Origin of the sequence: Streptomyces sp. NPDC047515 (assembly GCF_040643055.1) — a bacterium.
Lineage (GTDB): Bacteria > Actinomycetota > Actinomycetes > Streptomycetales > Streptomycetaceae > Streptomyces.
In genome coordinates this window covers 27,896-42,189 of sequence record NZ_JBEYTM010000018.1, presented here as the reverse complement: position 1 = coordinate 42,189, position 14,294 = coordinate 27,896, and the positions used below count along the sequence as shown (strand labels likewise).

At 69.2% G+C, this 14,294-nt stretch carries 10 protein-coding genes and 2 pseudogenes; 3 read left to right on the top strand and 9 right to left on the bottom strand.

The features are described from left to right. Positions 1 to 24: 24 nt before the first annotated feature. Positions 25 to 1,155, bottom strand: a complete 1,131-nt coding sequence (locus ABZ826_RS17350) for a GTP-binding protein (protein ID WP_361448183.1) — start codon at positions 1,153 to 1,155, stop codon at positions 25 to 27. A gap of 21 nt (positions 1,156 to 1,176) precedes the next feature. Then, positions 1,177 to 2,337: a citrate synthase/methylcitrate synthase gene (locus ABZ826_RS17345; protein WP_361448180.1), complete on the bottom strand. Its 1,161-nt coding sequence runs from the start codon at positions 2,335 to 2,337 to the stop codon at positions 1,177 to 1,179. Positions 2,338 to 2,444: 107 nt separating this feature from the next. Here ABZ826_RS17345 and ABZ826_RS17340 point away from each other — a divergent pair, with 107 nt between their 5' ends. Next, complete coding sequence (locus ABZ826_RS17340; protein WP_361448177.1) at positions 2,445 to 3,791, top strand: citrate synthase; 1,347 nt, start codon at positions 2,445 to 2,447, stop codon at positions 3,789 to 3,791. Positions 3,792 to 4,154: 363 nt separating this feature from the next. Here the strand turns inward: ABZ826_RS17340 and ABZ826_RS17335 are convergent, their stop codons facing one another. After that, the gene (locus tag ABZ826_RS17335) at positions 4,155 to 5,351 is read right to left on the bottom strand and encodes an IS110 family transposase (protein ID WP_361448174.1); all 1,197 of its coding nucleotides are present in this window, start codon (positions 5,349 to 5,351) and stop codon (positions 4,155 to 4,157) included. A gap of 228 nt (positions 5,352 to 5,579) precedes the next feature. Here ABZ826_RS17335 and ABZ826_RS17330 point away from each other — a divergent pair. Together ABZ826_RS17330 and ABZ826_RS17325 are read left to right on the top strand one after the other, a co-directional pair. Further along, positions 5,580 to 6,775, top strand: a pseudogene (locus ABZ826_RS17330) (ATP-binding protein); the annotation flags it as partial. Next, positions 6,772 to 7,457, top strand: a pseudogene (locus ABZ826_RS17325) (response regulator). The pseudogenes ABZ826_RS17330 and ABZ826_RS17325, both read left to right, overlap by 4 nt. Positions 7,458 to 7,487: 30 nt before the next feature. Here ABZ826_RS17325 and ABZ826_RS17320 read toward each other — a convergent pair. The 6 genes from ABZ826_RS17320 to ABZ826_RS17295 all read right to left on the bottom strand — a co-directional run bounded on the left by ABZ826_RS17320 (position 7,488) and on the right by ABZ826_RS17295 (position 14,250). Continuing rightward, positions 7,488 to 9,080, bottom strand: coding sequence for a cation acetate symporter (locus tag ABZ826_RS17320; protein ID WP_361448171.1), 1,593 nt, complete (start codon positions 9,078 to 9,080; stop codon positions 7,488 to 7,490). Beyond that, positions 9,077 to 9,553, bottom strand: coding sequence for a DUF485 domain-containing protein (locus ABZ826_RS17315; protein WP_361448168.1), 477 nt, complete (start codon positions 9,551 to 9,553; stop codon positions 9,077 to 9,079). The genes ABZ826_RS17320 and ABZ826_RS17315 overlap by 4 nt, the downstream gene beginning before the upstream one ends. Before the next feature lie 98 nt (positions 9,554 to 9,651). After that, positions 9,652 to 10,329 carry a response regulator transcription factor gene (locus tag ABZ826_RS17310; protein WP_361448165.1) on the bottom strand — a complete coding sequence of 226 codons (678 nt, stop codon included), beginning with the start codon at positions 10,327 to 10,329 and terminating at the stop codon, positions 9,652 to 9,654. Then, positions 10,326 to 11,489 carry a histidine kinase gene (locus ABZ826_RS17305; protein WP_361448162.1) on the bottom strand — a complete coding sequence of 388 codons (1,164 nt, stop codon included), beginning with the start codon at positions 11,487 to 11,489 and terminating at the stop codon, positions 10,326 to 10,328. Before ABZ826_RS17305 ends, ABZ826_RS17310 begins: the two co-directional genes overlap by 4 nt. Further along, positions 11,486 to 12,004: a DUF1453 domain-containing protein gene (locus tag ABZ826_RS17300; RefSeq protein ID WP_361448159.1), complete on the bottom strand. Its 519-nt coding sequence runs from the start codon at positions 12,002 to 12,004 to the stop codon at positions 11,486 to 11,488. The genes ABZ826_RS17305 and ABZ826_RS17300 overlap by 4 nt, the downstream gene beginning before the upstream one ends. Positions 12,005 to 12,132: 128 nt before the next feature. Next, positions 12,133 to 14,250 (bottom strand): DNA topoisomerase IV subunit B, encoded by a 2,118-nt coding sequence (locus tag ABZ826_RS17295; RefSeq protein ID WP_361448156.1) that lies wholly within the window; start codon positions 14,248 to 14,250, stop codon positions 12,133 to 12,135. Between the last annotated feature and the right edge of the window lie 44 nt (positions 14,251 to 14,294).

Sequence of the window (14,294 nt, the reverse complement as noted above, 5' to 3'; positions counted from 1 at the left end):
GGGCCGGAGACGGGTCCGGTATCGCTAGGCTTCGTCGTCGGGCCGTTGTACGTACCGCAGGACGCCCCACATGCTTTGCTCATGTGCGGCGTCCTGCGTCGCGTCGGGTGTCGGTGCCGTGCTCTCGCGGCAGTCGGCCAGCTCCTTGTGCAGGGCCTCGGGGTCGATGCCTGAGCCGATCAGCACCAGCTGGGTGAGGCGCGGTTCGTCGCGCGTCCAGGGCTGCGGATCGAACCGCAGGAACCTGCCGACCGCGTGCAGGGCGTACTTGTTGCCGCGGTCGCCCATGCCGAAGTCGACGAACCCCTTGATCCGGTAGAGGCCCTGGGGCCTGGAGTCGAGAAACTCCATCAGCCGACGGGGATTCATGGGGACAGCCGCGGTGAAGGAGAGGCTCTCGTAGGCGGTGTGCAGATGATGCCCGTGCCCGTCCGTCTCCTCCTCGGCCCGCTCCGCCAGCAGCAGATCCTCGAAGGTGAGCTGGCGTGCCCTCTCCTCGCAGTCCGGCCGCAGCGCCGGGTCGAAGAGCAGCTCGGGATCGATGCGGCCGTACGTGGCACAGATGACGGCGGCCGCGCCGCCACCCGCCCCTTCACCGGCGGCCGGGGCACCTGTCGCCGCGATGACGTCGCGGATACGGGCCTGTTCCTCGCTTCCGACCCGGTCCGTCTTGTTCAGGACGACAAGATCGGCGACTGCGAGATGGCGGTCGATCTCCGGATGGCGCAGCCGGGTGGCATCGAACTCCGCGGCGTCGACGACTTCCACCAGCCCCCCGTACACAATGTGCGGGTTGTCGCTGGCAAGGATCATGCGTACGACTTCCTGCGGCTCCGCCAGTCCGCTGGCCTCGATGGCGATCACGTCGAGGCGGGCGCCGGGCCTGGTCAGTGTCTCAAGGAAGGTGTCGAGCTCGCTCGCGTCGACCGCGCAGCAGAGGCATCCGTTGCCCAGCGAGACCGTCGAGCCGACCTGCCCGGAGACCGTCATGGCGTCGATCTCGATGGCGCCGAAATCGTTGACGATCACGCCGATCCGGTTCCCGGCACGGTTGTGGAGCAGGTGGTTGAGCAGCGTCGTCTTGCCGGATCCCAGGAACCCCGCAAGGACGATGACCGGGATCTGCTGCTTGCGGGGCGGGGACGACGGGTTCAACGGGGACCTTCCTCGGGGACGTCAGGGCGCCGGGACCGGCTGCGGCGGGGGCGTACCGACGTATCGGGCCGCCGGGCGGATGATCTTCGAGTCCTCCGCCTGCTCCAGGATATTGGCGCTCCAGCCGACCACCCGCGCCGCGCAGAACGTCGGCGTGAACATCTCGCGCGGCAGCCCGCACAGCTCCATGACGACTCCGGCGTAGAACTCGACGTTGGTGTGCAGCTCACGGCCCGGCTTGAGCTCGGCAAGGATCGCCTCGACCTGCCGCTCGACCTCGACGGCGAAGTCGACGAGCGGGCCGCCGAAGCCCTGGGCGATGCCCCGGAGCATGCGCGAGCGGGGGTCCTCGGTGCGGTAGACGGGGTGGCCGAATCCCATGATCCGCTCGCCGGCGCGTACCCGTTGGCGGATCCAGCCGTCGATGCGGTCGGGGGTGCCGATGGCGTCCAGGGTGTCGAGGGCGCGACTGGGCGCTCCGCCGTGCAGTGGTCCGGAGAGCGCGCCGACGGCCGCCACCAGACAGGCTGCGACGTCGGCGCCGGTGGAGGCGACCACCCGGCCGGTGAAGGTCGAGGCGTTGAAGCCGTGGTCGACCGTGGAGATCAGATACTGCTCCACGGCTCTGACGCGTGCGGCATCCGGCACGGAACCGGTCAGCATGTACAGGTAGTTGGCCGCGTACGGCAGGTCGTCACGCGGCTCGACCGGTTCGAGGCCCCGGCCGAGCCGGTGCAGGGCCGTCAGCACGGTGCGGACGGTGGCGCAGGCGGTCAGGGCGTCACCGCGGCGCCGGTCTGCGTCGATGTCGTACACCGGCCGGAAGCCGGCCGAGGCGCCGAGGAGCGAGAGGGCGGTACGCAGACCGGCCAGGGGTCCGGAGGCGGCTCCCGCTCGGGCTATGGCGGGCAGGGCCTCCCGCACTTCCGCGGGCAGCCGCCGCAGCGCGGCGGTGCGGGCGGCGAATTCGGCGCGGGCTGCGGCATCGGGCAGTTCTCCCTCGGACATCAGGTACCAGACGTCCTCGAAGCTGCGGGTCTGTGCGAGTTCGATCGCCGAGTACTGCCGGTAGTGGTAGAAGCCCTCGCGCCCGCGGACGTCCCCGAGGGTCGTATCGGTGACGACGACGCCAGCAAGCCCTCGGGGTACGTCGAGCGGGGTTCCGTCAGTGATGGTCTGCATCTCTTCCTCCGTGTACGTCCCAGCGAACATCAATATTGATTTGACCATCTATGATTGACTTCAATCATGTCAATGTTGATTGAATCAATATGGATACGGTTGACGACATGAAGGATCAAGCAGCGCCCGGCGACGTCCCGGCCGCGTCCGCTCCGCAGCGGCTCAGCACCCGCGAGACGGCCGAACGGCTCGGTGTGAAACCCGAGACGGTGTACGCGTACGTCAGCCGCGGGCAGCTCAGCAGCAGACGCGCTCCCGGCGGACGCGGCAGCACGTTCGACGCCGCGGAGGTCGATGCGCTGGCCCGGCGTACGGGCCGACGCGAGCCCTCCCCCGCCACCGGCGATCTGGTCTTCCGCACCGGCATCACCCTGATCGAGGGTGACCACTACTACTTCCGCGGTGTCGACGCGACGGAACTGGCCGGGCAGTACGCCTACGAAGAGGTCGTCGAATGGCTCTGGACCGGCGAGCTGCGGCCCGGCATCCGCTTCACGGCACCCGCCGAAGCGCTGTCCGCGGCGCACCGGGCAGTCGAGTCGCTGCCCGCGCACAGTGGCTCGACGGACCGGCTGCGGGTGGCCGCGATCGCCGCGGCGACGGCCGACCCGCTCCGCTTCGACCTCTCCCGCGAAGCGGTGCTCGCCGGCGCGCGGAGCCTGATCCCGACCCTGGTGGAAGCCCTGCCCCTGGCCACGGGCGGGCGTTCGAATCGTGACGCGTCCGAGGGGGTGGCGGACGGAACCGGGGCCCAACTGGCACGGCGGCTGTGGTCGAAACTCACCACCCGACCGGCCGACGAGCCGTCGATCACCGCACTGAACACCGCCCTCACCCTGCTGATCGACCACGATCTCGCGGCGTCGACGCTGGCCGCCAGGGTCGCGGCGTCCGCCCATGCCCATCCGTACGCGGTGGTCTCCGCGGGCCTCGGGGTTCTGGAGGGACCGCTGCACGGCGCGGCGAGCGGCCTGGCACACCGGATGCTGACCGAGGTCCTGGAGCGGGGCAGCGCGGTCCCGGTGGTCGCGGATCATCTCCGTACCGGACGCAGGGTGCCGGGACTCGGTCATCGCCTCTACCTCTCCGAGGACCCTCGGGCCCAGACCCTGTTCGCCCTGCTCGCGGACGTCCCGCAAGCGGCTCCGGCGCTCGCCGCGGCGTACGAGGTGGTCACGACGACCGCCCGCCATGCGCCCCTGCACGCCAATGTCGATCTTGCGCTCGCCGTGCTCTCGGTCTCCTGCGGCATGGCCGCGGATGCGGGCGAGACCGTGTTCGCCGTGTCTCGCACGGCCGGCTGGATCGCGCACGCGCTGGAGGAGTACGGGGAGCGGCCGTTGCGTATGCGGCCCAGCGGCCGGTACACAGGCCCCCGGCCCCCTCAGCCGCTGCCCACCGCCACAGATGTCCCGCCCCGGTCTCCCAGTGGTCCGCACAGCACGGAACGCTGATGGCCGGCGCGCAACAGAGCGAAGCGACTGCTCGGTGGCGCGCCCCGCGCCACCGATGCCGGCTCGAAGAACAGTCCGTCGGACGGCACGAACGGTTCCCGCACCGCATGGAGAACGGCACGACGGCGCGCACGGCTCCGCACCCGAGCGGATCGCCGAAGCAGCTGCTGCCCAGACGCCGATGACGCCCTGGTCGAGCAGAAACCAGCAAGGGAGGGGGAATTTCGGAAAGCACCGGAATGCCCTCTACCGTTCCTACGATGAGCGCCCCACCCGCTCACCGTCAGGAGAGTGCGTCGGCTCGGCTGGCCGCAGCGTGTCTAGGGCGCTCTCCGTCGGGGCCCTCGCTTCCTAATGCTGTTGTCAAGCAGCCGTAGTCACTGGAGGTGCGACTTGATAGCACCGTCGGTCACGGATCAGGGCCCACAGAACGTTGACGCGTCGGCGGGCGAGGGCGAGCACAGCTTGGACATGCTTCTTCCCCTCGGCGCGTTTGCGGTCGTAAAACGCCCGCGAGTTCGGGTCGTACCGGACGCTGACGAGCGCGGAGGTGTAGAAGACGCGCTGAAGTCTTCGGTGATAGACGGCAGGTCGGTGGAGGTTGCCGCTGACCTTGCCCGAGTCGCGGGGTGCGGGAGCGACGCCGGCGAAGGCCGCCAGGGCGTCCGGGGAGTCGAAGCCGTCCAGACTGCCGCCGACGGCGGCAAGGAACTCCGCACCGAGCACGGTGCCGATGCCCGGGACGCTCTGGACTATGTCAGCGAGTTCGTGCTCGCGAAACCGGCCCTCGATGAGCTTGTCCATCTCGGAAATCTGCTCGTTGAGGGCCATCACCTCCTCGGCCAGGGTGTGGACCAGCTTCGCGATGGTCTTCTCCCCGGGGACGCAGGTGTGCTGGCGCTCGGCTGCCTCGACGGCTGCTTCGGCGAGGGCTCTGGCGTTGCGGACCTTACGGTTGGCCAGCCACTTGGTCAGCCGCGTGACGCCGACGCGGCGGATCGCGGCCGGGGTCTGGTAGCCCGTCAGCAGCTTGAGCGGGCCAGTGTGGGTCACGTCCAGGGCCCGTTCCAGGGCAGGGAACATGCCCAGCAGCGTGCCGCGCAGGCGGTTCACCGAGCGGGTGCGGTCCTCGACAAGGTCGCCGCGGCGACCGGTCAGCAGCCGCAGTTCGATGGCAGCTTCGTCGCCGGGGCGGATGGGCCGCAGGTCGCGGCGCATCCTGGCCTGGTCGGCGATGACGTAGGCGTCGCGGGCGTCGGTCTTGCCCTCGCCGCGGTATCCGTCGGATGCCCGGTTGACCAGGCGGCCGGGGATGTAGAGGACCTCCTGGCCGTGGCTGACCAGCAGGGCCAGCAGCAGCGCGGGTTCCCCGCCGGTCATGTCGATGGCCCACGTGACCTGACGGCCGTCGGCCAGGTCCAGGACGTCACCGATCAGCTTCAGCAGCTCGGGCTCGTCGTTGGCCACCCGCCGCGACAGCAGTGTCTTGCCGTCGGCGTCCAAAGCGAGCCCGTGGTGATGGCCCTTGCCGCTGTCGATCCCCGCCCATATCCGGCTCATCGTGCTCCTGACGTGCATGTTCGTACTGTTCGTGCCACGGACGACCTCGCCGGCATTGCTCTACTCAGCGACTTGTTCGCACTTCCTAATCGGCGGCCGAGTCGTCGTGGGGTGCCGGGCGGCGAAGCGAGGAAAGCCACGAGACGGCAGCCGCCTGATAGCCACACCCAGCACCCCTGGGCGACCCAACCCTACGAATGGCTCGATCAACCCGATCAAGACGGTAGAGCCGCCTGTCTGATCTCCCGGCGCCTCCAGCGGCAGACCTACGATCTCGCGTTCTCAGACATCTCCGCGCTGCTGACGGAGCGTGAGGCGATGCTGCACGGCATCCGGGAAGGGGTCGTCGCGCTCGACCGGACGGGCCGCATCCGGCTGCTGAACGACGAGGCCCAGCGGTGCTCGGGCTCCGCCCCGATGCTGCCGGACGCCCGCTCGACTCCGTGCTCGGCGAGGGACGGACCGCCGATGTCCTGGCCGGCCGCGTGGTCGGCGACGATCTGCTGACGGTGAGGGGTACCAGGGTCCTGCTCGCCAACCGGATGCCGACAGACGACGACGGCACCGTCGCCACCCTCCGCGACCGCACCGAGCTCGAACACCTCGGCCGTGAGCTCGACTCCCCCCCATGGTCTGATCGACGCCCTGCGGGCCCAGGACCACGAACACGCCAACCGGATACACACCCTCCTGGGGCTGCTGGAAAGGGACATGCGCGAGGACGCTCTGGAGTACGTCACCGAGATCGTCGGTGTCCACCGGGCGACGGCCGAGCAGGTCACCGAGAAGGTCCGTGACCCGCTGCTGGCCGCGTTCCTGGTCGGGAAGGCCACGGTCGCGGCGGAACGCGGCGTCGCCCTGCGCATCGCCCCGGAACCCAGCTCCCGGACTGCCTCGTGGACCCTCGTGGGCTGGTCACCGTCGTCGGGAATCTGGTGGACAACGCGCTGGACTCGACGGCCGGAACGGATGGCCCGCTGATCGAGGTGGGCCTGCGCGCCGAGGGTCGTACGGTGGTGCTGCGGGTCCGCGACAACGGCCCCGGGGTCCCCTCCGGGCATCGCGAGGCGATCTTCACGGAGGGGTGGTCGACGAAGGAACTCCCCGCGCACGGCAAGCGCGGCCTGGGCCTCGCGCTGGTACGACGGCTGGCGGAACGGCAAGGGGGCGGTGTCACTGTCGGCGAGGCAGCGGACCGTGGCGCCGAGTTCGCCGTCGTACTACCGGAAGCCCTCGCCGACCCGGACGTGACGGGCGCGGATGCAACAGGCCCGGACGTGACAGGCCCCGACGGAACAGGCCCAGACATGACAGGGCCGGACATGGAAGGCCTGGACATGGCAGAAGGGCACATGACGGAACCGGACGTGACACACCGGGAACCGACTGAACCGAAAACCGGCACCGGGGGAGAGACCCCGTGATCGAGATCCTGGTCGTGGACGACGACATCCGGGTCGCCAAAGTCAACGCGGCCTATGTCGCCAGGGTGCCGGGGTTCCGGGTGACCGCCCAGGCGCACTCCGCCGCCCGAAGCCCTCGCCACGATCGAGGAACAGCGCGTGGACCTGGTCCTGCTGGACCACCACATGCCCAGCCGCAGTGGTCTGGCGATGGTGCGGGAACTGCGCAGGCTCGGCCACCACACCGATGTGATCATGGTGACCGCGGGCGCGCGATGTCGCCACCGTTCAGGAGGCCATGCGGCACGGCGCACTGCAGTACCTGGTGAAGCCGTTCACCTACGCGGGGCTGCGTACCAAGCTGGAGGCCTACGCGGCGCTGCGCCACACCCTTGAACGCGGCGGCAAGGCCGAGCAGGGCAAGGTGGACAGGCTCTTCGGCGCCCTGTGGGCAGCGGGCGAACCCGACCTGCCCAAGGGCCACTCACCGACGACTGCGGAACTCGTCAGGCAGGCGCTCCGCAGCGCCGAAGGGCCGCTCTCCGCACAGGAGATCGCGGAAAGCGCCGGCATGAGCCGACAGACCGCCCAGCGCTATCTGAAGCTGCTGGAAAGGACCGGCAGGGTGAGGCTGACGCTGCGGTACGGCGAGACGGGCCGCCCGGAACACCGCTACACCTGGTCCACCGGCGGGCAGGCCTGAGCCCCCGGGCCGCACGATGCGAGCGCGTGGCTATACCGCTCCGGCCCCGGTCAGCGCACGCACCTCGGTTTCCGCATGCTTGGCGGCGTCGGGTGGCTCGGTGGACGTGACCGTTCCGATCCAGCCGGCCAGGAAGCCCAGAGGAATGGAGACCAGGCCGGGGTTCTCCAGGGGGAAGAGCTGGAAGTCGACGCCGGGGAAGAGAGAGGTGGGGCTGCCGGAGACCACCGGGGAGAGGAGCACGAGCAGCACGGCCGGGATCAGCCCGCCGTAGACCGACCAGACTGCTCCCCGTGTGGTGAATCCGCGCCAGAACAGGGAGTACAGCAGCACCGGAAGATTGGCCGAAGCGGCGACGGCGAAGGCGAGCCCCACCAGGAACGCCACATTCAGGTCCTGGGCGACCAGGCCGATCCCGATGGCGGCCACCCCGATCCCGGCTGCGGCAACCCGGGCCACTGCGACCTCGCTGTACTGCTTGGAGCCCGGACGCCTGAGCGAGGCATAGAGGTCATGGGCCACGGAGGCGGACGAGGCGAGGGTGATCCCCGCGACGACGGCGAGGATGGTCGCGAACGCGACGGCGGCGACCACGGCGAACAGGATCGTCCCCCCGGTGGACCCCTCGCCGCCGCCGAGCACCAGGGCCAGCAGCGGCACGGCAGTGTTCCCCGCGGGATTGGACGCCCGTACCTCGGCCGTGCCGACCAGTGCCGCCGCCCCGAATCCGAGCGCGATCGTCATCAGGTAGAAGCTGCCGATGAGCCCGATGGACCAGACGACCGAACGCCGGGCCGCACGGGCCGTGGGGACGGTGTAGAACCGCGACAGGATGTGCGGCAGCCCCGCCGTGCCCAGTACCAGGGCCAGACCCAGGCTGATGAAGTCGACGCGTGCCGTCCAGGTACCGCCGTACCGGAGACCGGGCGACAGGAACCGGCTCCCGTGCCCGCTCCGTTCGGCCGCGGAGTTGAGCAAGGCGTTGAAGTCGCCGTGGAAGTGGACCAGGACGAGGACGGTGAGCACGACCGCTCCCGCCATCAGCAGAACGGCCTTGACGATCTGGATCCAGGTGGTGGCGCGCATCCCGCCGAGCGACACATAGATCACCATGAGCGCTCCGACACCGATGACGGTCCAGGAGCGGGCCGCGCCGCTCGTACCGCCGAGCAGCAGGGCGACCAGACTGCCCGCGCCCACCATCTGTGCCACCAGATAGAGCACGGAGACGGTCACGGACGAGGTGCCCGCGGCGATCCGGACCGGGCGCTCCGCCATCCGCGCCGCGACCACGTCGGCGAGTGTGAACCGGCCGCAGTTGCGCACCAGTTCGGCGACCAGGAGCAGGACGACGAGCCAGGCCACGAGGAACCCGACCGAGTAGAGCATGCCGTCGTAGCCGAAGAGGGCGATCAGGCCCGAGATGCCGAGGAAGGACGCGGCCGACATGTAGTCGCCGGCAATGGCGAAACCGTTCTCCATGGGGGAGAACAACCGGCTGCCCGCGTAGAACTCCTCGGTCGAGCCGTGCCGGTTACGGCTCACCCAGGTGGTGATCGCGAGCGTCACTGCGATGAAGGCACTGAACAGCAGGAGCGCCAACGTCTCATGGTTCTCGTTCAACGCCCGATCCCCCGCGTCATCTCCTGTGTCTCCCAGCGCAATTCGAGCGCGGCCCGGTCCCTGCGCAGCCGCGCGTGCCGTGCGTACGCCCCGGTGAGCAGGAAGGTCGAGAGGAACTGCCCGAGCCCCACGACCATCGCGACATTCACCGCTCCGGCCACCGGACGGGCCATCAGCCCGGGTTCTGTGATCGCGACGACGACATAGGCGAGATACCAGACGAGGAAGGCCAGGGTGGCCGGGATGACGAACCGCCGGTACCGACGGCGCACTTCCCGGAAGGCCTCGCTGCGCTGCACCTCCAGATAGATGTCCGCCGCGCTGTGGCCGCACCGCGGGTCAGCGGGCCCGGGTGGTCCTGCGGGAGCGAAGCTCCCTGCCCCGTTCAGCTCGCCCCATCCGGAGGCAGGCTCGTCGCACCACGGGTCGCCGAGCCGCGTCGCTGCGGCCTCACGCCCTGCTTCCTTCTCCACCGAACAACTCCCCTTGTCCACGGACCACTTCGGCCGCATACTCAAGAATGGGCAGATTGGGAAGATCCCGGGCACTTCATTCGCCCGTCTTCACCTCTTCAGGTGAAGACGGGCCCGGGCGGCTGTGCGAGGCCCCGAACGTACGCGTAGCGAACGGCCTGTGCCCGATCACGCACCCCGGCCTTGGCGAAGAGATTGTTGATGTGGCTCTTCACGGTTGCCTGCGAAATGTGCAGCCTGCGGGCGATCTCCAGATTGGACAGCCCCTCCGCGATCAGGACCAGCACTTCGAGCTCACGTGGCGTCAGGCCGTCGGGCAACTGCGGCTCCGGGGCCGGGCCGGGCGGCGGGGTTTGTGTGGTGACGCGCTCCAGAAGGCGGCGCTGGATGGAAGGCGAGAGTCCGGCCTCGCCCGACAGCACGGCCTGAATGGCCCGCACGATCTCATCGCCGCCGGCGTCCTTGGTGAGATAGCCCCGGGCCCCTGCCTGCAACGCGGGAAAGAGCGAGTCGTCGTCCGCGAACGTCGTGAGCACCACCACCTGGGTTCCCGGATACTCCTTGCGAATCCGCCGTGTCGCCTCCGCTCCGTCGCAGCGGGGCATCCGCAGATCCATCAGAACCACGTCAGGGTCCAGTTCGGCCACGAGCGCGACGGCCTCTTCGCCGTCCTTCGCCGATCCAACCACCTCGATTCCGGGCAGCAGCCCCAACAGCATCACGATTCCCTCGCGCACCACCGACTGGTCATCGGCGACCACGACCCGCGCGTTCACGCGGGCACCCGCAGACTCACCACGAAACCCTCCTCGCCGGGACCGGCCTCCAGCGTCCCGCCCATCAGCTCGGCCCGCTCCCTCATCCCCAGCAGACCGTATCCGGAGCCACTGCCGGCGAGCTCCTCGTCGACTCCACGCCCTCCCGAGTCCCACACCTCCAGGGCGATTTCGTCCGGCAGATACTCCAGCCGGACGAGAACCCTGGCCCCCGGCGCATGTTTACGTACATTGGTCAGGGCCTCCTGTGCCACCCGCCGGACCGTCTGCGACGCCTCTGCGGTCAAGGCCCGCTGCTCCCCCGCCACACTCACCTCGGCGGTCTCCGCGACCACCAGCTGCCGCAGGAAGTCCTCCACGGGGGACACCTCCCCCCGGAGCGCCGAAAGCGCCTGACGGGTCTCCGCGAGCCCCTCACGTGCCATGGAACGCGCCGACACCACCCGTTCCAGGACCCGGTCCCGGAACTCGCCCGCAGGCTCCTGCTCGATCAGCAGCCGCGCCGCCTCCAGGTGCACCAGTTGCGCGGAGAGGCTGTGGGCGAGCACGTCGTGTATCTCCCGGGCGATCCTGGCCCGCTCGTCCAGGGCAGCGGTCTCCGCCTCCGCCGCGCGAGCCGCTCGCTCCTGCGCGAGGAGTCTCTGGGCGCTGCCACGGGCCTCGGCATCCAGCCTCAGCACATAGCCCGCCAGACAGAGACCCGCCGTGGTTATCGCCGTGTTCAGCCAGCCGTCCGTGTTGACGGCGGCGTATGCGCCGAGGGCAACGGCCGTGGCCGGAAGGCCTGCCGAGAGGGGCAGCCTCTCCAGAGCAGCGACCGCGCAACCGCACCACAGGACCACCGCGGGCACACCGGCGCCGACCTGTTGCGCCCCGAACGCCGCTGCCATCAGCAGCGCCAGGAGTCCCAGCGAAGGCCACAGCCGGTGTTCCAGACTGGCCCGGAAGAAGGCCCACGCGGCAATCGCGCAGCCCACGACGCACACCAGCCCGAAGGCCACCTCCCAGGGCCCGAACCGTCCGCCGGCGAATGTACCCCACAGCATGGCCGTGAGCAGAGCGACCCGGACGGACCAGGTGATCATCGCTCGTGGGCGGGTGCGACGGCCCGGCGAGAGGGCTTCACGGGACGGCCATGCCGTCCAGGTCGTGCGAGTCACACGCGGTCCTTCCACACCGACTGCGACGGCTCCCCGTCGGCACAGCCACCGTACGCCGGACGCATCTGCCCGGCCCGCCACGTCAGCACGCCGCTGCGCGCCGCCAGCGTGACCGCGAGAGCCGACAGCAGAGCCGCGCTGCCCTGATGTATGCCCATCAGCGCCGCAACCCCGTAGAGAGCCGCCCTCAGCACCAGCCCACCCGTCCAGACGAAGACGGTGGCCTTGGTGCCCCTGCTCCACAGCGAGCCGTCCGCCTCGCGCCACAGCCGGGACGTCCAACCCCAGCCGGCACCCGTCACCAGCCCCACCACCAGCTCTGCGCCGAGAACCGCTGCGGACATGGCCGATTGACGCGGGTCGAGCAGTCCGGGCTCGCGCAGCGACATGACGAGGAGAACGCCCGGCAGGATCCACCAGCGCTTGTCGTCGGAGATCCGCCGTGCCGAGCACTGGCGGATCACGACAACGACGACGACGGCGACGATCACCAAGATATTGACAAGCCCGGACATGGCTGCCTCCGAGACGCGGGAAGGTTGAACGCCTTCGACGCTACGGAAACGGCCAGGTCAGGGGATCGGCTCAGGGGTTGATCGTGGGTGGAGTCGCTGTCTCCACCCACGGGTGGAGACAGCACCGCTCAGGCGTCGATGCGCGAGCGGTCCAGCGTGGCGGCAGAGCTCGTAATGAACTCCTTGCGCGGCGCCACCTCATTGCCCATGAGCAGGTCGAAGACCTGCTCGGACGATTCCAGGTCGCCGATGTTGATCCGCCGCAGCGTGCGGAACCGCGGGTCCATCGTGGTCTCTGCCAGCTGGTCCGCATCCATCTCGCCCAGCCCCTTGTAGCGCTGGATCGACTCCTTGTACCGGATGTTCTTCCGCTGAAGCTCCAACAGCCGCTGGCGCAGCTCGTTGTCGGAGTACGTGTAGATGTACTTGTCCTGGCCCTTCTTGGGCTGGACCAGCTCGATCCGGTGCAGCGGGGGTACCGCGGCGAAGACCCGGCCCGCCTCGACCATGGGCCGCATGTAGCGCTGGAACAGCGTCAGCAGCAGAATGCGGATGTGCGCGCCGTCGACATCGGCGTCCACCAGCAGGACGATCTTCCCGTAGCGGGCGGCGTCGATGTCGAAGGTACGCCCCGACCCGGCTCCTATGACCTGGATGATCGCCCCGCACTCGGCGTTCTTCAGCATGTCCGAGACGGACGCCTTCTGAACGTTGAGGATCTTGCCCCGGATCGGCAGCAGTGCCTGGAATTCGCTGTTCCGGGCGAGCTTGGCCGTACCGAGCGCGGAGTCGCCCTCGACGATGAAGAGCTCGCTGCGGTCCACGTCGTCGCTGCGGCAATCGGCGAGCTTCGCCGGCAGCGAGGAGGACTCCAGCGCCGTCTTGCGACGCTGTGCGTCCTTGTGCTGGCGGGCCGCGATACGGGTGCGTGCAGCCGCCACCGCCTTGTCCAGGACCGCCCTGGCCTGGGCCTTGGCATCGCGCTTCGTCGAGGTCAGGAACGCCTTCAGTTCCTTGGCCACGACATTGGCGACGATCCGGTTGGCCGCCGAGGTGCCGAGCACCTCCTTGGTCTGGCCCTCGAACTGCGGCTCCGCCAGCCGCACGGTGACGACCGCGGTGAGGCCCTCCAACGCGTCGTCCTTGACGATGTCGTCCTCGGCTACGCGGAGCAGCTTGGCGGAGCGCAGCGCCTCGTTGACCGTCTTGGTCACGGAACGTTCGAATCCGGTCACATGCGTGCCGCCCTTGGGGGTGGCGATGATGTTGACGAAGGACTTGAGGTTGGTCTCGTACCCGGTGCCCCAGCGCAGGGCGATGTCGACGGCGAGTTCACGAGTGACCTCCGTCGCCGTCATGTGCCCGCGCTCGTCCAGGACCGGCACGGTCTCCTTGAACGTGCCCTGGCCGGTCAGGCGCAGGACGTCGCAGACCGCCTTGTCCTGGGCGAGGTACTCGCAGAATTCACTGATTCCGCCGTCGAAGCGGAAGGTCTCCTCGGTCTTGCCCTGGCCGTCGAGACCCCGTTCGTCACGGACGACGATCGTGAGGCCGGGGACGAGGAAGGCTGTCTGCCGGGCCCGCTGGTGGAGCGTCTCCAGGTTGAGCTTGGCGTCCTTGAGGAAGATCTGCCGGTCCGCCCAGTAGCGCACCCTGGTACCAGTGCGCGCCTTCGGTACCCGCTTTCCCTTGAGCAGGCCGTTGGCCGGGTCGAACGGGCTGTCCGGCCCCTGCTCGGTGAAGATTCCCGGCACTCCGCGCCGGAAGCTGATCGAGTGGGTCGTGTTGCGGTCGACCTCGACGTCGAGCCGGGCCGAGAGCGCGTTGACCACGGAGGCGCCCACTCCGTGCAGACCGCCCGACGCCGCGTAGGAGCCGCCGCCGAACTTTCCGCCGGCGTGCAGCTTGGTCATCACGACTTCGACGCCGGACAGACCCGTCTTGGGCTCGACGTCGACGGGGATGCCTCGCCCGTTGTCGCGGACCTCCACGGATTGGTCGTCGTGGAGGATGACCTCGATGTGGTCGCAGTAACCGCCGAGAGCTTCGTCGACGGAGTTGTCGATGATCTCCCAGAGGCAGTGCATGAGACCGCGGCTGTCGGTGGATCCGATGTACATCCCGGGACGCTTGCGAACCGCTTCGAGCCCCTCGAGTACGAGCAGGTGCCGCGCGGTGTAGTTGGAACCGTCTCGGTCTGCTCCGGTCAGCAGCGCAGTGGACGGCACGGACGTATCGGCGGTCACGCGGTTCGCTCCTCGCTGAATTTCATTTGGGGCCCAGTGGGTAT